The sequence below is a fragment of the Sphingobacterium sp. UBA3519 genome (genome assembly GCF_002377215.1).
In the GTDB taxonomy this organism is placed as follows: Bacteria; Bacteroidota; Bacteroidia; order Sphingobacteriales; family Sphingobacteriaceae; genus Sphingobacterium; species Sphingobacterium multivorum.
This window is the reverse complement of record NZ_DFPI01000022.1, coordinates 123,971-144,902: the sequence shown is the minus strand read 5'-3', so window position 1 is coordinate 144,902 and position 20,932 is coordinate 123,971. Positions and strand designations below refer to the sequence as shown.

Annotated in this window: 20 protein-coding genes; 11 read left to right on the top strand and 9 right to left on the bottom strand. The window is 37.8% G+C overall.

Annotation, left to right across the window (positions count from 1 at the left end):
* Positions 1–288 precede the first annotated feature (288 nt).
* The gene (locus B3297_RS11665; protein WP_070566948.1) at positions 289–1,737 is read left to right on the top strand and encodes a DUF2931 family protein; all 1,449 of its coding nucleotides are present in this window, start codon (positions 289–291) and stop codon (positions 1,735–1,737) included.
* A gap of 95 nt (positions 1,738–1,832) precedes the next feature.
* On the opposite strand, the gene B3297_RS11660 is transcribed toward B3297_RS11665, so the two are convergent.
* Positions 1,833–2,324: a GNAT family N-acetyltransferase gene (locus tag B3297_RS11660; RefSeq protein ID WP_070566947.1), complete on the bottom strand. Its 492-nt coding sequence runs from the start codon at positions 2,322–2,324 to the stop codon at positions 1,833–1,835.
* 278 nt (positions 2,325–2,602) lie between these two features.
* Between B3297_RS11660 and B3297_RS11655 the strand changes: the two genes are divergently transcribed.
* Both B3297_RS11655 and B3297_RS11650 read left to right on the top strand, forming a co-directional pair.
* A complete protein-coding gene (locus B3297_RS11655; protein WP_070566945.1) occupies positions 2,603–3,208 on the top strand; it encodes a hypothetical protein in 606 nt (201 codons plus the stop codon).
* A gap of 71 nt (positions 3,209–3,279) precedes the next feature.
* Entirely contained in the window at positions 3,280–4,323 is a 1,044-nt protein-coding gene (locus B3297_RS11650; protein ID WP_070566943.1) for a hypothetical protein, read from the top strand.
* A 141-nt stretch (positions 4,324–4,464) separates the two neighbouring features.
* Here the strand turns inward: B3297_RS11650 and B3297_RS11645 are convergent, their stop codons facing one another.
* A complete protein-coding gene (locus B3297_RS11645; protein ID WP_070566941.1) occupies positions 4,465–5,148 on the bottom strand; it encodes a YceI family protein in 684 nt (227 codons plus the stop codon).
* Positions 5,149–5,459: 311 nt separating this feature from the next.
* Here B3297_RS11645 and B3297_RS11640 point away from each other — a divergent pair, with 311 nt between their 5' ends.
* The 3 genes from B3297_RS11640 (at position 5,460) to B3297_RS11630 (ending at position 9,215) form a co-directional block, all read left to right on the top strand.
* Positions 5,460–5,843, top strand: coding sequence for a winged helix-turn-helix transcriptional regulator (locus tag B3297_RS11640; protein WP_070566939.1), 384 nt, complete (start codon positions 5,460–5,462; stop codon positions 5,841–5,843).
* Positions 5,844–6,001: 158 nt separating this feature from the next.
* Entirely contained in the window at positions 6,002–7,348 is a 1,347-nt protein-coding gene (acpA, locus tag B3297_RS11635; protein WP_070566937.1) for an acid phosphatase, read from the top strand.
* A 34-nt stretch (positions 7,349–7,382) separates the two neighbouring features.
* Positions 7,383–9,215 carry a cytochrome-c peroxidase gene (locus B3297_RS11630; RefSeq protein ID WP_083295992.1) on the top strand — a complete coding sequence of 611 codons (1,833 nt, stop codon included), beginning with the start codon at positions 7,383–7,385 and terminating at the stop codon, positions 9,213–9,215.
* A gap of 105 nt (positions 9,216–9,320) precedes the next feature.
* Here B3297_RS11630 and B3297_RS11625 read toward each other — a convergent pair whose 3' ends face one another.
* Together B3297_RS11625 and B3297_RS11620 are read right to left on the bottom strand one after the other, a co-directional pair.
* Positions 9,321–9,833: a GNAT family N-acetyltransferase gene (locus B3297_RS11625; protein ID WP_046675073.1), complete on the bottom strand. Its 513-nt coding sequence runs from the start codon at positions 9,831–9,833 to the stop codon at positions 9,321–9,323.
* 306 nt (positions 9,834–10,139) lie between these two features.
* Positions 10,140–10,499: a response regulator gene (locus B3297_RS11620; RefSeq protein ID WP_046675074.1), complete on the bottom strand. Its 360-nt coding sequence runs from the start codon at positions 10,497–10,499 to the stop codon at positions 10,140–10,142.
* Positions 10,500–10,709: 210 nt separating this feature from the next.
* On the opposite strand from B3297_RS11620, the gene B3297_RS11615 reads away from it, so the two are divergent.
* Positions 10,710–11,501, top strand: a complete 792-nt coding sequence (locus B3297_RS11615; RefSeq protein ID WP_070566935.1) for an NIPSNAP family protein — start codon at positions 10,710–10,712, stop codon at positions 11,499–11,501.
* Positions 11,502–11,514: 13 nt separating this feature from the next.
* Here B3297_RS11615 and B3297_RS11610 read toward each other — a convergent pair whose 3' ends face one another.
* From B3297_RS11610 to B3297_RS11595, 4 genes are all read right to left on the bottom strand, one after another.
* A complete protein-coding gene (locus tag B3297_RS11610; RefSeq protein ID WP_070566934.1) occupies positions 11,515–11,916 on the bottom strand; it encodes a hypothetical protein in 402 nt (133 codons plus the stop codon).
* A gap of 190 nt (positions 11,917–12,106) precedes the next feature.
* Entirely contained in the window at positions 12,107–12,901 is a 795-nt protein-coding gene (locus tag B3297_RS11605; RefSeq protein ID WP_070566932.1) for a helix-turn-helix domain-containing protein, read from the bottom strand.
* A gap of 80 nt (positions 12,902–12,981) precedes the next feature.
* Positions 12,982–13,539: a hypothetical protein gene (locus tag B3297_RS11600; RefSeq protein ID WP_046675076.1), complete on the bottom strand. Its 558-nt coding sequence runs from the start codon at positions 13,537–13,539 to the stop codon at positions 12,982–12,984.
* A gap of 168 nt (positions 13,540–13,707) precedes the next feature.
* A complete protein-coding gene (locus B3297_RS11595) occupies positions 13,708–15,246 on the bottom strand; it encodes an ArnT family glycosyltransferase (protein ID WP_286778924.1) in 1,539 nt (512 codons plus the stop codon).
* Between the two features lie 232 nt (positions 15,247–15,478).
* Between B3297_RS11595 and B3297_RS11590 the strand changes: the two genes are divergently transcribed.
* The 3 genes from B3297_RS11590 (at position 15,479) to B3297_RS11580 (ending at position 19,334) form a co-directional block, all read left to right on the top strand.
* Positions 15,479–16,405: a 2-hydroxyacid dehydrogenase gene (locus B3297_RS11590; protein WP_070566928.1), complete on the top strand. Its 927-nt coding sequence runs from the start codon at positions 15,479–15,481 to the stop codon at positions 16,403–16,405.
* A 150-nt stretch (positions 16,406–16,555) separates the two neighbouring features.
* The gene (locus B3297_RS11585; RefSeq protein ID WP_070566926.1) at positions 16,556–18,625 is read left to right on the top strand and encodes a M48 family metalloprotease; all 2,070 of its coding nucleotides are present in this window, start codon (positions 16,556–16,558) and stop codon (positions 18,623–18,625) included.
* 118 nt (positions 18,626–18,743) lie between these two features.
* Positions 18,744–19,334 (top strand): dihydrofolate reductase family protein, encoded by a 591-nt coding sequence (locus B3297_RS11580; protein ID WP_046675080.1) that lies wholly within the window; start codon positions 18,744–18,746, stop codon positions 19,332–19,334.
* Between the two features lie 51 nt (positions 19,335–19,385).
* Here B3297_RS11580 and B3297_RS11575 read toward each other — a convergent pair whose 3' ends face one another.
* A complete protein-coding gene (locus B3297_RS11575) occupies positions 19,386–19,883 on the bottom strand; it encodes a DinB family protein (protein ID WP_070566923.1) in 498 nt (165 codons plus the stop codon).
* Positions 19,884–20,247: 364 nt separating this feature from the next.
* Here B3297_RS11575 and B3297_RS11570 point away from each other — a divergent pair, with 364 nt between their 5' ends.
* Positions 20,248–20,820 carry a hypothetical protein gene (locus B3297_RS11570; RefSeq protein ID WP_070566921.1) on the top strand — a complete coding sequence of 191 codons (573 nt, stop codon included), beginning with the start codon at positions 20,248–20,250 and terminating at the stop codon, positions 20,818–20,820.
* The last annotated feature ends 112 nt before the right edge of the window (positions 20,821–20,932 follow it).

Below are 20,932 nucleotides of genomic sequence, written 5' to 3'. Positions count from 1 at the left end.
GAAGAAATTTTACTATAACGAGCGATATCTCGCTGAGGGGATAAAGTCGACCGTTTATTGAATGTAATATGAAATGGCTCAATGTATCGATCCTGACGAAAACGAATAACAGTTAATTAAATCCTTCTTGTGAAAAAAATATATTGTCCACGTTGGATCGAATAGTTGATCAATGTATTTGAATATTGATCGGCTTATATTCATAAGACATTTCTTGTTATTTTTGAATCGTGTTGTTGTCAGTTATACGGCTTTCGGCAGCTTTTTTTGGATTAAAAACAAATTACAATGATTATAAGAGCGACAGTTTCTGCTTTTTTGGTTGCTATCATCAGCCTAATTGCGACCTTACTTGTACAGAATGCAGATCTAAATATGGTTTATGCTGCATTTTGCTGTTCGCCTTATTTTATTGTTATCGCTTTGATTTATTTCTATTTTAATTTCTTTCGGAAGAAGTTAAAGGTCTTAGAGAAACCAAAATTCGCTTTTGAACTTGGCTATGGTTTTCTTTTTTATTGCTTATTTTCTTTATTGCTTCCGGTACTTCTTTTTTTATCAACCTGGGGTGATGAATACGAGCATCGGCTTTATGCAGATTTAGGGGGAGTGATTAAGGAAATGTTTCCTTTGATTTTAACACTCAGTATCTTCCTGACATTCTTTAGTAGCGTGATTATCACATGGGCAATAAAATCCTGGAAATATTTGGTTCCGACTTTGCTTGGATATCTTATTTTACTACCGATTATATTCGCGTTCTCAACGACAATACGTGAGTTTAATGACCTCAGGGAAGAACGCCTAACACAAGAAGATAATATCAGAGAAGGGCGCTATAAATGGTTCTGTGCGATGAGTAATCCAGCAGCTTATCCCGTCCAGTTATATAGTGGCCGTTTTATCTTTCCGAAAGATGAAGATTATGAATTTACATTTAGTGAAGGCAATATCGTAAACTATAACGCCGTGTGGGGACAAGCTGGAGGCGGTACATATGAGCAGGTGATGTCATTGCCTAAGGCATTAGACGTTACTTGGTATTCCTTTGCTGAAGATGTTTTTTATCGCATGAACGGTCCGATTGATTATAGTAAATTGCGGAGGTTGTTCAGTACACCATACCAAGAAAAAGGAGCGATCAAAACTAATGATGAACATTATAATAAGATTATTTTGGGTTTTGCTCCTGGCGGTGTACTTGTAGTATGGGCCAGTGGGACAGGACGTCGTCAGGTCGAAATCGGTCGTTATCAAGCCGAAAAAGTAGTGATCCATGCTACGGATACATCCAAAGATAATGGAGCGTACGGTAATGTCTTTAATCAGGAATGGCGCGATCAAGTATTGTCCGATTATCGATTATTCCTTCGGATGTTCAACAAGCCATTGCAAATAAATCTATTCCCTATGGCTACTGGGATAAATTACGGCAACGTTATCCTGTACAGCCTAAATTTGTATTGTCTTCTGACAGAAAAGCATTTGATGCGGACTTGGAGTTTTATAATTCCGAACGATTTGTCTTTGATGAGCGTCTTCGGGATATGGACATGGCATCTCGAGGTATTCCCAAAGATGTGTACATTAAATGGTATGATCAACATAATAACCGATGTGCTGCGCGGTTTTTGTTTGATGAAACTGAGACATTTAAGAATTTCGCTTCATTTTTTAATGACAAAAAGGACGTTGGGGCTATGCTGGAGTTCAGTGTTGACACAAAGACTAACATAGCAACAGCGACATTAAGAACCGATAGTGAAAGTAAGCTGCTTTTGAAAACTGAAGTAATCGACTATGGGGAGCATTTCTAAAATTTGGAAGTGAATCTACAGATCTTTTTTCATGTTATAATTTGGTATTTCGACTTCAGTTCTTATTTGTATCTGCTCAGCGATAACTTTAAATCCATTTGCCTCAAAAAAGGGTTTCGCGGTTTTACTTACATCAGCAGTCACGAAAGTTCTTTCTAGTCTTCTTGCTTCATCTTCCAATGTAGTATAAAGTTTTTGAGCAATCCCTTGGCGTTGAAAATCTTTATGGACATACATGACATCGACATAGTTTCCATGATTGAGGGAAGCGAACCCAACCATTTTCTGATTTAGCATAGCTACAATAAAATACTGATCTTCGATTAGCCGATGCCAACGGCCATGATTATTGACGGACGATACCCATGCTGCAATTTGCTCGTTATTATAATTATCTGCGCATACAGTCGCAATAGTTTCAGAAAATAGGATTAACATTTCTTGCAGATCTTGCAATACTCCTTTTCGGAGAATCAATCCCATTGTTTTTGTTTGAATTTTGGTCATCTTTTGGAAAAAGTGTTGAATAAAAGGCTTGATATGCCAAACCTAATGGGTTGCAGTGGTATCAAAAGAAGGCGAAATTTTAATGAAAACGTGTAATTATGTTAAAGTTATAAATATTATATTTATAACCGCAAGTCGGCGATCCGATTTACGAACAATAAGTCAGTATTAACCATTTTCTCGGAGGATTTTGCGTATTAATTTCAAAGAATTGTTGAAATTAATTTATCGGTTATGCCAATAGGCAGACAGAGCGTTGAAATTGACCTTTTTCAAGCATGAAGACCATATTTTATTTTTTTGTATTCGTTTCTTTGGTATTGTCAAGCAACTTTAATCATGTATGTGGGCAATCTGTAGTGGAAATAGCTGCAATTAAAAACCCTGTTGTCCAACTGGAGGCTGCTCTTCAGTTGCCTATTAGGTTTGATGGTGATACGATAAAATTGAAAAATGCCTTGGCGCCGTTTTTGGAATTGGCAGACAAAAAAAGAAGTGTTGCTTTAAAATGGGCTTATTATATGCGTATGGCTGACGGTTTCTCAATTGCGTTTGATCGCATAAATTCATCATCTGAGCGCTATTATCGTTTGGCTGAGCAGTTGCTCCGTGTACATCCAGATCCTGAATTAGAAATGTTGGGTTGTGCCCGTGAAGGATATTACAACTTTATCTATAGACGGGTAAAGGAAGCATTTCCGTTCTTTTTACGAGCGAATGATTTAAAATCTAAAGTTACTATCAAAAAAATCCCCATGGTAGTCAAGCATTACCAATTTATGGCGAGTTTCTACAGCTACATTGGTGAACAGGCAAATGCTGTTGCTTATTTAGAGGAAGCGCTACCTTTACCACGCCGGCTGCACGGGAACGTGTCGATCTGATCAATTCCATTGCTGTATATCTAGCAAAGGACTCGCTCGATCACCAAGCTTTTACCTATTTGAATCGCGCAATGGATGAAGCTAAATTGGCGAAAGATTCGGTTTGGATTGGTATCATTTCGGGTAATTTAGCAGATCATGCATGGCGAAAAGGTGAAAAGGAAAAAGCTATTGGGTTAGTTAAGAAAAATATTGAGCTTTCTATGCGTTATAATGAGCGGAAAGATGCGATGCGTGCAAATCTCAATTTAGCCAATTGGTATATCGAATTGAAAGAATGGAAATTGGCTGAGCAATATGTGATGACCTGTGAAAGTTTGATGGAAGATAAGCCCTATTTTTTAAAATATAAAGTAGAATTAGCAAAATCCAAGTCTAACATCATGCGGGGGTTAGGACGTGGAGGGGAGGAGCTTAAGCAATTGCATTTGTATCTGATGTTGAAAGATTCGTTGGAAAAAAGGATGAATGATAAAGAGATACAGAAAATGCTGTGGCAAAGGGAGTCTGAAAAATACAATCGGACTATACAGGCTACTGAAGAAAAACGGATTCGGACAAAACGCATGTATCAGTTTATAGGCATTGTTCTTCTCTTGATTTTTGCCATAATTGTATTGTTGGTCAATAAGTCGAAAATTAAAATTAAGATGCGGAATACTTTACTAGAAAAAGACCAACTTGCGCTTGCCGATGAAAAACAATTGCTAGATCAGGAGCTAATGATTTTACGAAACTCTTTGACTGAATTTACAGCCACCATCCGCCAGAATGATGTCGTTATCCAGCAACTTAGGCAGGAGGTGGCGAAGATCTCCGAATCTGATCCGGCGTACATCACGCAGGTTACGGATAATTTGAATGCGCTTTTGCAGCAACACATTATGACAGATGAGCGGTGGCAAAAATTCAAACATGTTTTTAACAAAGTGTATCCCGCTTATCTGACACAAATGCGGCAAACTTATCCAAAGGTTACCGAGAATGATCTTAAGATATTAGCGCTGCTCAAATTGGATTTAAGTAATGCGAGTATGAGTGAATTGCTGTGTGTTTCGGTGGAAGCCGTTCGTAAGGCAAAACAGCGATTGAAAAAAAAAATTAGAGCACACTGAAAAGTAAGGGAGATTCACATTTGATCCATGTCTTGAATAAAGATGATCTCGTATTCGGAGGTTATTTAAATCAAATAGATTAATCAAGTAGAGTCTACCGGATTAATCTATTTGCTAAGAGCGACGAAGCGCTATCGAAATCTATTTCGCATTTTTTGCAGTGACATTAAGTTCAATGTCAACGTTTTGTGCGATCATCCAGTCTTGAGGGTTACCTTCTGTACCGTATGTAAGACCCCAATCTTGTCTTTGGATCGTAAATTTAGAATAGAATGTTACTTCATCACCATTGAAAGTAATTTTTGCAGGGAAAGTTACATTCACCGTTTTATCTTTGATGGTTAAGTTACCACTAACTGTATTTGTCGCATCAGCAACAACACTTTTTCCTTGCGCTGCATCAAATGGGCCAACTTTGGTGATTTCGAATTTTGCAGTTGGATATTTTGCTACGTCAAAGAAATCAGCACTTTTTAAATGTGCATCCAGATCTGATGATTTTTTGCCACCGGATGTCGCAGGATCTACAGAAGCTGTATCTGTCAGAATAGAATTGACATCGATAGTGAAAGTACCACCAGTAACTGCGTTATTTTCAGCTGAAAGTGTTCCTTCGCTTTTCAAAACACCATATCTTGGGTTTAAACCGCCTTTATGGTAACCAGTCCATTTTAATGAGCTTTTATCTGCTTCAACAGTGTAAGTCTGTCCTTTTTGTTCAGTTACTTCCTGAGCAGTTGTTGTTGTTGCTTTGTCGCCATTTGTATTTTGACAAGAAGCTAACAACAGGATAAGGGCTAAACCCGAGATTAATTGCTTTTTCATTTTTAATCGTTTTATTTTTTATATGTTTTTTACACTTTATATTTTGCCGCATCAACTGTGCCAATTTGCAACTGCTGATGTTGTCGATACAAAGGTAGATGATAGATAGTTTATTTTTGGTATCAGTTTCCTTAAAGAAACTACTTTCCAAAAAGATAGTGGTCTGTAACTTTATAAATGCGTATTTTTGTAAGAATAAAGAAATCATGTCAGTGGCACCAAGCTTTGCTTGTGTGTTCATTTATCGTTGATCGTATCGGGGATAAGGAAGCCTGTGAGGGTAGAGCGTACATGAATAAAAAAATAATGTAATGAAAAAGGAAGCAACTTTAACGTCGTCAGGTGCATGCAAAACACGTGTGTTGGCCATTAACGATACCATGGAGATTTTGGCCGGAAAATGGAAATTTCATATTATAGGTACCTTATTGTTGGTTGAGAAATTACGTTTTATGGAACTGCTGCGCGAAGTTGAGGGGATAGGTGCGAAGATGTTGTCTAAAGAACTGCAGGATTTAGAAATGAACCAGCTGATCAGAAGAACAGTATTAAATACCAAACCTCTGACGGTGGAGTATGAATTGACCGAATGCGGAAAAACTTTGGGCCCAATCATCGATGAGATTACTAAATGGGGTATAACTTACCGAAGTAAGCTTTATAACAAGAATGGGGAACTGGAAGCAACGACCTAGTATGTAAACACGCCTTTACTTTTAGTGATAAGAGGGAGGATGCCTGTAAAGAACCTGATACGTTGGTAGCAAATCCCTTTGATAATAGGTTATGAAAACGATAATAATTGTAAGTTTGTTCTAGAAATTACAGTCTAACCTACTAAAAAGAAGACAGGATGCGGTTACAACACTTACTTTATTTGTCTCTTGGAGTTTTGAGTATCAGCAGTTGCGGAGTTACCAAAAACGCCCGACACCAAGAGATTCCCTTTGATGAAGGTATCAAAAAAATTAACCATGTGGTTGTTATTTATATGGAAAACCATAGTTTTGACAATCTTTATGGCGAATTCAAGGGAGCCAATGGCATAGCGAATGTCAGAAAGGGTGATTTTTTACAGGTAGACGAGAATGGTGAAGCCTACCCATACCTCCCCGAAATTCCACGTAACAATTCCTTTCCAACCAATCTACCCAATCAATTTTTTAATATAGACCAATATGTACCTTCGGATAAGGCGACGCCCGATGTTACACATCGGTTTTATCATAATCAATTGCAGATCAATGGTGGAAAGATGGATAAATTTGCACTCTATAATGATTCCAAAGGTTTAGCGATGGGCTATTACAATACAGAGAAGCTACCTTTGTATCCGTTTGCCAAAGCCTATACATTATGTGATAATTTCTTTCAGAGTGTATTCGGCGGATCCTATTTAAATCATATTTATATGATTTCTGCGGCTATTCCTGTTTGGCCTGATGCACCAAGCTCAATGGTTGCTAAACTCGATGCAAATGGAAAGATGATTAAAGATGGTGTAGTTACGCCAGATGGTTATGCAATCAATCATGTGCTTTCTCGCAACAAACCTTATCCTGCGAAATCTGATACTTCCAAATTATTACCTTCTCAGACTATGCCGACCATTGGCGATCGCTTGACAGCGAAAAATGTAAGTTGGGCTTGGTATTCAGAAGGCTGGGATGACGCTGTTGCCGAACGTAAAAATAATTTTGCCTACAATCATGAGCCTTTTTTATATTTTGCTAATTATGAGGATGGTAAGGAAGGACGACAACACATGAAGGATCAAAACGATTTTATCAAGGCCGCAAAAGAAGGAACGCTTCCTAGTGTATCTTTTGTTAAACCAGGTGGGGGCAATGATGAGCATCCTGGAAGTTCGGCAGTCTATTCATCAGAACAACTTGCTGTTAATTTGATCAATGCTGTATTGGAGGGACCGAATGCAAAAGATGCGTTGGTGATTTTGACCTACGATGAATTTGGTGGCTTTTTTGACCATGTTAACCCACCCGTCGTTGACCGCTGGGGACCTGGTAGCCGAATCCCGGCAATTGTCATTGGACCATTTGCTAAGCGTGGTGTAGTGGATCATACGCCGTATGAGACAGTGAGCATCCTTTCATTTATAGAAAAACGCTGGGGAATAGAGCCTCTTGCTGAAAGGGATAAAAAAGCAAATCCCTTTAGAAATGCGCTCGTTTTCAAATAGTCGGTTTTTATATCGAGAGATAGGAAATTGAACTATGTGTAAAAAGGTTGTCGTTTGTATCTTATTGGTTGCAATAGTATTTACCCTCGGATTTACTACAGGGCAGCCTGTTTATACTAAACAAAAAGAGGGTAATGCCCGTGAGCATCTGATTCAGAAAGAATTACTGGATCAGATGCTTTCTTTTAAGACATATATCAAGGATACCCTGCAGGCCGAAGTACAGAAAGGTACGGTGGATACGCTACGTCTCAGAAGAGCCTTTTTGACGACAAGGCTACTTTTTAAAAAGTTTGAATGGGCTTCGGAGTATTTTACTGCAGATCTATCCAGAAGGTTAAATGGACCTCCGGTGGAGGAAGTTGAAAATGCGGATTTGTTGGATCCCTCTTTGGCTAGAGGGGTGGAGCCTATTGGATTGCAGGTGATTGAAGAGCTTATCTATCCCACTTACGATAATAGCAATAGGCAAAAGCTAATTCGTGAAATCGAACATTTGATAACCAATACGGATTATTTGATTTCCTATTTTGAAGATCATCAATTGGAGGATTGGCGCATTTTGGATGCTTCGAAACTTGAAGTATTTCGGATTATATCTTTGGGGATTACCGGATTTGATAATGCACTTTCTCGAAATAGTATGATCGAGTCTTCTATGGCGTTAGGCAGCCTACAGCAAATTCTTTTGCAATATGAAGGTAGAAAAGAAACGCTAACATTGATGCTTAAAGGGGCGATCAAATATTTGCAACAACACGCGGAATTTGAATCGTTCGATAGAGCGCAATTCATTACCCAATTTGCCAACAACATCAGTACAGAGATAGCACAGTTGGAACGTAATCTGCCTGGCCCTAAAATCAGATACAATCGAATGCTTCGGCAAGACGTCAATACGATGTTTGATCTGAATGCATTTAATGTAGATGCCTTTAGCCCGGGACCAAAATTTCACTTCAGCAATGAAAAGGCCGTACTGGGAGAGAAATTATTTTATGATGTTGCTTTGTCAGGAACACATACGAGAAGTTGCGCTTCATGCCATCATCCGGACCTTGCATTTACAGATGGGTTGAACTTGCAAGTGGACATTCATGGTTCGGGACGTTTGCTCAAACGTAATACGCCTACTTTGCTCAATGCGGCCTTACAGTCCAACTACTTCTATGATATGCGTTCGTTGACGCTGGAAGATCAGATACACGATGTCATTGGTAATAAGCAGGAAATGGACGGCTCGGTAACTGATATCGTTCAATATGTTTCTTCGGATAAAATCTATCGGTCATTATTTAATAAAGCATTCAATACAGTGGATGGCCCAATCTCAGCAGAGCAGGTAAGCAATGCACTTGCTTCTTACATTCGTGGCCTGACCAAAATCAATAGCCGATTTGATGATTATATGCGTGGGGATAAGAACGCATTGTCCAAATCGGAAGTGAATGGGTTTAATTTATTTATGGGCAAGGGAAAATGTGCGACCTGTCATTTCCTGCCTTTATTCAACGGTGTTACACCGCCCAAATTTATTCAGAGCGAAGTCGAAGTCCTAGGAGTTCCAAAATCCATGAAAGATTCTGTGCTGGATTCGGATTTAGGCTACTATGATATCATTGGTGTTGATTCTTATAAATATGCTTTTAAAATACCTTCTGTCCGGAATGTAAAGAAAACTGCTCCCTATATGCACAATGGGATCTATCGGACGTTGGATGAGGTCATGGAATTTTATAATAATGGGGGTGGGGCAGGACTGGGGATCAAATTATCCAATCAGACATTGTCAGATGAAAATTTGCATCTGAGTGAAAAGGAAATGAAAGATATTATTGCGTTTATGGAAAGTCTCGAAAGCCAATAAAATGACTACGATTCAATATACGCATTCAAGATGGAAAAGCTGTTATTTTTACCATATCTTGGTTTGCCGGGATTGATCAACAGTCAAGTTAGTTAGCCTTACTGACTATAGGAATAAACTATAATACATGGAGTAGCCAGTTGTTCCGTCGAGCCATTGCACAAGTTCTTTATGACTATAATGAAAACCGGCTTTTTGGATAGCGGCTTTCGAAATCATATTTATTTCACGATGGCTTATCGTCAGTTTTCTTAATTGATTCTCGGTGGCCCACGCCATTCTTATTTTATACAAAAGACTCGATAGACCTAATTTTCTGTACAGCGGCTGTATGAAGGACTGACCAAAGTAGGCCTCTTCTTTATTCAACAGCAGCATGCTGGTTATCCCAATCATTTTTTCATTTTCGAAAAGACCAAAAACAATGCGTGGGTATCTTATGCGTTCTGCCCAATCCAAGTCAGATAGTTCTATTTCAGGAGGAGTGCTCCGTCTAAAAAGTGTAGGTTCGGTTTGAATTGACTCGATACGCATCGCTTTGTAAAGTGGAGATTCGTTCTCTGCAAGCTGACGGATATGGAATGAACCTGATTGAAATGCTAAAACGGGCTCTGACATAACGTAATTAATGCTGTCTTAATGATTATTTCTAATACTATAACGCGAAAGTATGTATTATTATTTATACTTCAAATGTGGTATAGCATTCCTTCTCAATTGCTGATTCCCGATGATTATGGCGCGACAACTACGACTATATATGCCTGCAATTGAGCAAGCCGCAATTGTATTAAAGCAACACATGATCCTATTCGTTTCAATGTGGCCTTATGCGCAATTAGGACATCAAAATATAAGTTTCAGGAGTAGCATTTCCGTAATGGTGCTAAAATATGTAAAGATGCTGAATTATAAGATTAGGAACTACAGTAGTTCGGCTATTCTATTTTCTAAGTCTTCTAAATCAAAGGGCTTGGCGAGATAGCTGTCTGCTCCGGCTTGCTGAGCTAGTGTTTCGATATCGGTATTAGCGGATAGATAGATGACAGGGATATTGCAATATAAGGGATGATTTTTGAGCAATCGTGTGGCTTCTACACCGCCTATTTTGGGTATCCAGTTGTCCATCAAAATTAAATCAGGATGTACCTCTTCTACTTTTTCGATAATATCATGAGACGTTTCAGAGACCGCCATATTATAGCCATTTGTTTCGAGGATTATAGTACATATTTCAAGGACATGTTTATCATCGTCCAACATAAGTATTGTTTTGTTTGACATGTTGCAGCTTTAAAAAAGGTGGAGCTAAATTAAATAAAAAGCTATTGCGAGAATAAGGTTAAAATACCGATTCTAATAAGTATAAACCCGTATTTTCGATATATAAAGATGAAAAAGGGAGTTAATTTGCTGGGTTAGTCTAATTTTGAACTTTCAAAAATAGTATTATCTTTATTTTTTAATTAATATCCAATGTTGTCCTGAATTCTAATGAAAAAATACATTTTTATTTCCAATTGGCATTTCATATTGCCGCTATTATTTATCATGGCAGGAAATTGCCTGTTCGCTTTTGAGAAATCGAAACAAGCGTATTTTCAATTGAAAGTATATCATTATGAGAACGATGAGCAGGAGAAAGTCATTGATCAGTATCTTGAATCGGCGTATTTGCCGGCATTGCATAAATTGGGATTTAAAGAGGTCGGGGTATTTAAGCCCTTAGAAAATGCTGCTGGTCAAGATAGATTGGTTTATGTGTTCATCAGTGCTGCAGACTTCAGTTTGCTGGTTAATTTGGATCAGCGGCTTGCCAAAGATCAAAAATACCTGGAGGCTGGAAAGGCTTATATTGAGGCAGGTTATAGTAATCCTCCTTTCAAAAGGTTGGAGACAATATGGATGAAAGCATTTGAAGGAATGCCCAAATCGGCGCTTCCTAAATTATCTGCTGAAAAAAATAAACGCATTTATGAACTACGCAGTTATGAAGCCGCAACCGAGCAGCTTTCTGCAAATAAGATAGCGATGTTTAACAATGGAGAGATCGATATTTTCAAAAAACTGAATTTTAATGCTGTTTTTTATGGACAGGTGATTGCTGGTAGCACAATGCCCAACCTGATGTATCTGACGGCATTTGAGAACATGGAAGATCGGAATATACATTGGAAAGATTTTGGACCTTTATACAAACCAATGCAGGATTTACCGCAATATCAGAATAACGTTTCCAAAAGTATAAAAGTACTGTTATATCCCACTGCATATTCTGATATTTAGTGGTTGAACTTGTTTATCTTCTCCTAACAAACAAATTGAATTTTTTGCACCAGTCAAAAAAGCTGGCTAACGCCTGTTTGTCCAATTTTTCAAAACTGTAAATCTTATGGGGATAGGGAAGGGCATTCGTATAAATGCCGGTATTTGCTAATATTAGCATCGGATTGCTGTTATTAATTTTGTCAAAATATTTGCCTAGGATGGTGTAGTGTGTTTTAAATAAGGATTCAACAGTTTCGTTATTAGGGACTAATGAAATGGTGTAATCGTAGTCATCATGTTGCATTTTTTCACAGTCGCATATCCTGTTTTTTCCTAAAGCAACTTCATTTCCACTGTCCCAAAAAAAATTTGCGACTTCAAAAAATAAATCTTTTTTGATATGCCCGACGGGCTCAGCGATAAAATATCTCATTCCTTTTCTCTTTTATTTGTGGTGTTCTTCTTGATATTTAATGGACTACAATCTCCTTTCTGTCGGATTTAGATAATCATTAAAGACGCTGTTCGAGTTGTCGCTAACGACGGGCTGAACCAAGCTTTCTAACACAAAGAAATACCAATTCGCTCTAGTTTAAAAGAGATAAAAAGTGGTAAATATTGGACTATTCAAGGTTCCTATTTCGAAAGGTAAGAGCTGTCATACCGGTTACTTTTGAAAATAGACGTGAAAAATATGGATAGTCGTCATAACCTAGCTCTACTGCAATTTCTTTTACAGATTTATTTGAATGGTAGAGCAAACGTTTTGCTTCTAATACAACGCGTTGCTGAATATGATAAGTAACGGGTTTTCCGGTTGTTTTTTTGAGACATTCATTGAGATAGGCCGTTGATATTTTCATTTTCTCTGCATATGCTCTAGGCTGTTTAATGTCAATAAAATCTTTATCTAACAGTGAACTGAACTGTTTGCTGATCAGTTCGAATCTAGACTGTGCATCACTTTTAGTTGATTGGATTAAATACTGCGAGATAATAAGTGCCGCGATGGTATTGCAGCTATCTTTCATTAGTGCAGTATATAGTTTTTCATGTCTTCTTTCGTTGATTTTTAAACAGGTGTCTACAGTCTGGGATAAGACCGCCATTGTATCCTGATCGATTTCGATGGGAGCAATCGTCGTAATATCCTTTAGCGCGTTTACGTAGTCTGAGTTTAGGTTTTCTACACTGATCATTAAGACACTAAAAGCGCTGTAATCCATAGCTAAACCCCGATGTACTTGGTAAGGCTGGATGATCATTACGGCGGAGGAGCCTAATTGATAGCGCTGAAAATCTACTTCAAATATTCCATTTCCCTCTTCAAGAATAAAAAACAAGTAGAAATCATCACGATGTGCCTGACTTATCTTATCTAACTCTAAATTTCTGACAGCATTCCTTTTTATAGCCATTCCCGAATTAAACTCATTAGGAAATGAATTTAATGGGATGGTATTATTTTTTTTTGAGGCTGACGGATTCACGCTCAAATTTAAACATTTGTCAAGATACTAATGATGTTTTTTCTATATCCGGGGTCTTTTTCTCGAAGTTCGAGAATATTGTGTTTTAAATCGATGTTGACATACCATTCCGCGTAATGATGTTTTTCATTTCCGTCGTCAAAGAAAACTTTAGCTTTAATATATTCTTCATCAAAATATTCCGGGTGCCCACTGACGATAAAGGCGGTCGATCCAATATTATCGTGCATTTTAAAGGATGTACCATCAATTTTAAAGAGGCTATTTAAGGCTTTGGTAAAATTGTCACTTAATTTGCCAATCGAATAGAAATTGATCCCTTCGCGATAAAACCTTTGTTTATCGACTTCGGTATCGACAATGCCCAATTTCATGTCGGGACGAAAGGCGATTGCCAAACCAACTATCTCTCTACCCCAAAGCCCCTTAGCTTGGACAATATGATGTTCGTCGTCATCTTTCCAGTATTTTGTGACGGTCAGCTGTAAATCTACAAAATCATCGTCTTCACTAACGTCAATCTGTCTCAAATTACTTTGTCCTTTCAAGAAATTCAAAAAGCGCATAATTATCCTGTTAATTTGGTGTTAAGCTCCATGGCGTAGTTATGATACCAGAAGATATACGATAAGTATCATTTGCGCTGGAAGCCTTTGGCTATTGAATTAAATATACTATTTTTTTTAATAAAAAAATAGACTGGAATTAGCTTAATCGCTTAAAAAATGATTTATTTACAAAGGAAGTTTCTTCGCTGTTTTTTCTGATGCGATCTCTTTGGAGATACGTTCATTGATATTGATTTTTGCATGAATAAAAGTGAAGATTACTGTGCCATATTCCCTGGCGTAGCTATTTGTAATGGAGTCGGCCAATATTGATTTGCCGAAGAAAGGACTTGTTATTGCTAGTTCTCTTTCTCGTTCCCAGCGATCTTTAATTCGAATAACATTGCGGTATGGTTTATTCAAATCAAACCAATTGATGTAGTCAGCATTGAATGAAACAGCCTTAATTCCGCGTTTGGAATAGTAGTTTATGGCGCCGGCCTGCCCATAATTGTCGCAAAGTACCAGCGTATTTTCCGATCTAGGTATTTGGTCATAGAGACTATCGACTTTGCGTGCAAGTTCTTGCCATCCCAACATATCCGCAAAATCTTGCGGGAGCGGATGCTCTTTACCGTCCTCCCAGGTCAACATACCATACTTTCTGTATTTATCGGGATGGTTCACAAAATATGCCGGATTTCTATTGGGAAATGCAATATTATAGACCGGAAGAAATAGGATCGCAGTTAAAGCGATCAAAATAGGTTTTAAAATCTGACCAGTTTTATTTTCCAAAAGTGATGAAATATAAACTGCGCCAAAAGCAAAATATATAGGGTAAAGACCTATTGCATAATAATCTTTAGCTCTTAGAAATAAGAAGATTCCAAGGGTGATAAAGAATGAGTAGAAGAACAGACGATATGTTTTAAATGCAAGATGTTTCAGCAGTGCATATAATCCAAAAATGAGGACGGGAAAGGTCCCGAAAAAAAACAAAAATTGAGAACGTATGAAGCTCCATTGGTTAACATGGACAAGTTGCGTATCTTGAAGTTCTTTGAAATGAACAAATACAGGAAAGTTATTTTTGTATTGCCATATTATATTGGGAAGGATAATTAGTATGGCGATGAGTATTCCGTAATATAGCTTTTTTTCTGTAAATATTTTTCGCTCCGGAACCAATGCGACTGCGGGGATCAAACCCAAGATCAGAAATACGATGTTATATTTATTTAGAAATCCAAGCGCAAAAACAATAGCCATATAAAATAACCACTTGGATTGTCTGTTGTTTAAATATTTTATTATACAGTAATATATGGAGGTCCAACATAAGACATCAAATGAATTAGGTTGATATAAACCATTCAAACGGAATAGTACAGAAAACATAATACAACAGCTTCCAAAGAACTGTGCAAATAGATTTCCTTTCAGCGATTCTATTGTTTTCCAAACGATAAGAATCGTTAAGGCTCCGAAAAGTGCCGGGAAAAACTTGATCCAAAAGACAGAATTGCCAAGTATTTTGATGAGATAGGAAATCCACGATGTTAATGGTGGTACGGAAAGGTAGCCCCAAGCTAAATGGTTTGCTTGATCTATATGTAAGAATTCATCGCGCTGCAATTCGTAGGTTGGGCTAATCAACTGGTATTGCATAATGAATTTAAAAATGATTAGGCTTATTAGGATAATTCGGTTTTTGAGTGCCATCTGAATCTATGTTTATGGATGTCCTCCACCAATTTACGATTAAAATAGATTCTAAACTTTGTTTTTTAATAGAATCGATTGTTTCAGCTAATTTGGGCAGACAGCTAGCCCACTGTTTTGTCTAAATAAAGGAAATCATCACAAAATTTTTTGAAAACGTAAGACTAAGAATCCCCAAGAAAGCAAACGATAGATCGGCATAAAATGTTATTTTCGTGTAAACCAACAAAACATGAGTATAGCATTAATACTGAATAGGGCCAGGGCCGAGGAGTGGAAGGTAGAAATCAATAAATATTTACCTGAAATAAAGGTGGAGATCTTCCCTGAGATTGAAAATTATGATGCGGTCGAATTTGCGCTTTGTTGGAAACCTGAAGCAGATTATTACACTCATTTTCCAAACTTAAAAGTTATCCAGTCTGGGGGCGCCGGAATAGATCACCTTTTTCCCAAAAGTGTTTCATCCCATCTCCGCATTTGTAGGATTATCGATCCCATGTTGAAAAGCGATATGTTTGAACATGTTTTGACTTGCTTGATGCATTCGATGAAGAAGTTTTCGGCTTATATAAACGAAAAAGAAAAGAAACATTGGCAGCCCTTGCTATACAAATCAATTGGTGAAACCAGGGTTACTATCTTAGGATTAGGCGAAATTGGTGGTTATGTGGCTGAAAGGTTGGTCCAATTGGGATTCAACGTAAATGGGTGGGCTAATTCACCTAAAAATCTTAAGGGAGTGAATTCGTTTACTGGAATGAAAAGACTTCGTTCTGCCCTTGAAGACACGGATTTTATGGTTAATATCCTACCATTGACCGATGCAACAAAGGGAATTCTAAGTTGTGATTTGTTCAATTTGTGCCCAAAAGAAACTGTACTCGTGAACGTTGGTCGAGGGGAACATCTCGTGGAAAGTGATTTGTTGGATGCAATTGATGGAAAGAAAATTGCCGAAGCATATCTGGATGTATTTCATCAAGAACCATTACCGCAAGATCATCCCTTTTGGGATTGCCCATCCATTGTGATAACCCCGCATGTTGCGGGTAGGACAAATATTGGCTCTTCCGTCTTACAAGTGGTGGATAACTATCGAAGAATGGTTGACGGGCGACCTTTGCTCAATGAGGTTTCTTTACAAAAAGGTTATTAGCAATTTAAGATGTACGTGGGTTTGCGGCATAATGCATTGATTGGTATTTTATCGGATAAGTTTGCAAAGTTGGATGCTGGAAACTTATAGGCAAATGGATTTTATTTTTTAGATTTATATAGTCAATTATCCTTGCTTTATAAACAATTTATGAAGGTACAAGTATCTACAAACTTTAGGAAACACGCGCGTAAAACAATTTTATCTATTGTTGTGTTTGCGATTACTTATGTTATTCTGCTGCTTTTCGCAATAGGTATTACAGTTGGTTTTACCATACTTGGAATAATGATTTTCACCGCCAAGCCCATGTTTTACACTGCAATTTTATGTTTGGGCTTACTCGCTACAGGTCTGACTATACTGTTCTTTTTATTAAAATTTGTTTTTGCGTCAACAAAAGTTGATACGGGACATCTTACGCAGATATATGAGCGCGACGAACCACAGTTATTCGCACTTATTCATGAGGTCGTAAAAGAAGTTGATACCAGCTTTCCAAAGAAAGTTTTTCTATCGCATGAGGTCAATGCATCTGTATTCTATGACTCTAGTTTTTGGAGTATGTTTTTACCCATTAAGAAAAATCTTCAGATTGGTGTGGGGCTGGTGAATGCAGTTACTCAACAGGAATTAAAGGCTATTCTTGCACACGAGTTTGGACACTTCTCACAAAAGAGCATGAAAGTGGGTAGCTATGTTTACCATGTTAATCAGATTATCTACAATATGCTGTATAAGAATGAATCGCTGGATAATATGTTTGATAAATGGAGCAACATCAGTGGATACACTGCGATTTTTATTGGCATATCAGTGTTTATTATCCAACAGATTCAGCATATTTTGAAGCATCTTTACGAATATGTAAATCTCAATTATTTGGCATTATCGAGAGAGATGGAATTTCATGCGGATGAGATTGCGGCACATGTTGCCGGTTCCCAGGCTTTGGCTGATTCGCTGCTGCGCTTGAGTTTTGCAAATCATGCACTAAATAATGTGCTTACCTTCTATGATAGCAAATTTTCTGAAAATATCCGCAGTCGCAATATTTATCCCGAGCATCGCTATGTCATGCTCCTGTTTGCGGAACGCAATAGATATCAAGTGCGAAATGGCTTTCCCCAGATCGAATTAGCGACTTTAAAAAAATATGATAAATCGAAATTAAATCTTGAAGATCAATGGTCATCTCATCCGTCGGATGAAGATCGGGTAAAGGCATTACAGCAGCTTAATATTGTCAAGAAAGAAATCAACAACGCACCTGCTATTGAATTGCTAGCTAATCGTGCTGCGGTAACAAACCAGATTTCGGACAAGTTGTTTGCGCAGGTACAGTATCAACATCCTCCTTCGCTGTTAGAAATAGCATCTTTCAGTGCGGATTTTGAAAATCGGATGAACAAGTATGCTGTTGATCTAAGATTCAATGATTTCTATGACTACAATCATCCTGTGCGAAAAGGTGAAACGCCAATTTTTCAGGAACAGTCAAAGCCGACTTTTGATGAATTATTTGCCGATAGTAGAGTTGACGCATTATATGAACTTAATAGCCTGAAAAATGATAAGTATGTCGTTGAAGCAATCGGCAAAGGCGAATTAAAGTTAAAGTCGTTTGACTACGATGGTATAAAATATCGTGCTGCGGATGCCTTCGAATTACTGGGGAAAATTGAAAACAATATTGTAGCTACGGAGCATAAAATTACCCTCTATAACCAACAGATCCACTCTTATTTTGCACGCTTAGCGGATAACCAGGGGATGTGTGAAGAGTTTGAACGGAGATATTATGATTTTGCTTTTTTCGATAAAAATTATGAAGAGGCAGAAAAACTTTATGCTGACATGACGGAGAACACCCGGTTTATATTTCAGACTTTGCCTTTCGCAGATATTGAGGCTAGGTTGCGAGACGTCAAACCTATGGAAGGGGAGTTAAAAAAGAAACTGGCAACACTTATGGCACTTCCTGGAAGCAAAGACGAATTGGATGATACGTTGCTTACGTCATTGGACACATATATCAATAGGGAATTAATCTATTTTAATGTAGATCGTTATAATGAGGATAATCTTCAAATTCTTTTTAATGCCATCTCGGTCTATAAAAAGTTATTGGATGATCAGCATTTCGCGAAGAAAAAGCACTATTTAGATTTTATGCTTACCCTTGAGGAGGGTAAGGGGCAGAAAAAAGAACTGTCGTAATTGCCCTTCTATATTGACGGTTTGTCCCCGCCGTACGTCGAATGAAATGGTTTAATTTTGAGAGACAGTAACCCAATTTTAAATTGGATTTGTTTTATTAAAAACTAAAGTTTTTGTTATGCGGAAATTAATAATGAAAATGTCTATTTCCATCGATGGATTTGTTGCGGGCATCCACGGTGAACTTGATTGGATGTTTAAAAGTGGCGACGATCATTCTAGCGCATGGGTTTTAAATATTTGTGAATCTGCCGGCATTCATCTAATGGGTCGAAAGACCTTTGAAGTAATGGCTTCCTATTGGCCTGCTTCGACAAATCCTTTTGCGGCAGCAATGAATGAAATCCCTAAAGCTGTCTTTACAAAAGAGGGCTATCATCCCAAAACAAAAGATTTCGCAGACAATACAAAGCTTCCTGCGAATTCCTCTTGGATGAATGCCCGGGTTTTTGATGCAGGTCTCATTGAAGGAATTAAAGCACTAAAAGCAGAATCTGGGAAGCCAATATTGGCGCATGGCGGAGCTGAATTTATGCGAAGTTTAATTGAAACCGGATTAATTGACGAGTATCATTTGATCACACATCCAATTGCATTGGGTACTGGGCTGCCCATCTTTGACGGTCTTTCCAAACCCTGTGAACTAAAGCTTATGCACGCGCAGGTTTTTCCAGGTGGTGTTGTCGCACATACCTATTGTCCGGCGTAGAATGAACATAATACATCTAGATGTCGTATGTTCATTCCAGCAGCTAGCTTTTTAGAAATTCAGTGAATCGGCAGAGGGGCCATAACTTGCCGGAAGGGGAATATCATTGAGTCTATAGTAAACACCTAATTGTGCCCTGTGATGTGTAATCTGGTTTAATGAGTGACGAATAGCACCGTATTTGCTCCAGCTTGCCAGTTCATGGCCGTCATTTTTAATGGTCCAGCTCGGAATCAAGTCTTCTTCCTTAGCTGTTTCTAAAGCATTTTTTCCGGCTTCGTAATCTTCGTCCAATTTTTTTAAGAGATCATCCCGGGTCAATAGACTTGTGGGCACATAAGCACTTTTGGCAAAGTCAAGTTCTGAAGTCTTTAAAATGGTACTTGGCCATTCGAAAACTTCGACTAAGTGGGTTGCCAGACGCATCATTTTCATGCTTTTTTCATGTGGGGCATATTCATTCTTGCCTTCAGGGAAAAGTGCAATAAAGTTTTTTGTAATTTGATATTCATTCGCTAATTCTTCTTTTAATTGTGGTAATGTTTCCATGTTTTTTACTGTAATAATTTAAAATTCGATTAGTTATCCTACTAATAGCCTTCGCACTGGAATTGTTTTTTCGTTTAATATTTTTCTTTTCCTACTAAGGTTAAACAAAGATATAATCACAGGGTGACAGCTATGTGTCAGTATGAATTATCGATTTATGATAAAAATAAAATAGTGACAGTTCTTATTATCTCATGTTGTTGAAAACTTGGACTGCAAAGTTTCGAGTATTTGTTTTTTTTATAACGTTTATTTACGCAAGCGCAGCAAATAATAAGGCAGGTCAAGCGAATTGTAAAAAGGGTGAAAATGAGCATATAGACTAAGTATATTTGATTGGTAATTAATTAAATAAAATAGAACTATGGGAAATAAGAAAGCAATATTCACTTTTGTAGGCCTGGTATTGGTTGCAGCAATTGGTATCGGTATATGGGCTTACCGTCTTTTGGGAAATATGGAGGCGGATCAGGAAAAAACAGAACAATTATCTTCCCGAATTTTAGCAGGTTTTGGCGATCATACCGCTATTTATAAATATCCAGTACAATTGTCCACAGTAGACTGGGGGAAGAGCTGTCTAATTCTTGAAAATGGCGGTGCCGGTGATTTGGGAATAACTTATAAGGAAAAATGGAACGAGGCATTGGGAACAGTAGATAATTATCCCGGTGATGCTGTCAAAGGCATTGTTATGATAGCGATGGACATGCAGGAAAAAGGTGAGTATGTTAATAAAATCGGCCAAAGAGATAAAGCTTATCAGCGCAATTATATCATTAGCTATGTAGATCTCGACAAGAAGGTAGTCATTGCCCGCGATACTCTATATGGTGAGGAGCCGCCTTTGGTGAATCGTTCCTCCGGTTCGGGAGCTGGTGACTTCCCCTCGGAAACAGCAGTTGTAAATTCGGTCAAAAGTAGGTTGAAGTTATAATTTTTTTTTCTTCGTTTATGGAATTTTGATATTCTTCGCATCCCTGCACGAAAGTTGAAGTGCCGGATGAAAGAATCTAGTACTTGGCTTTAGGTAAATTTATCTATTTTAA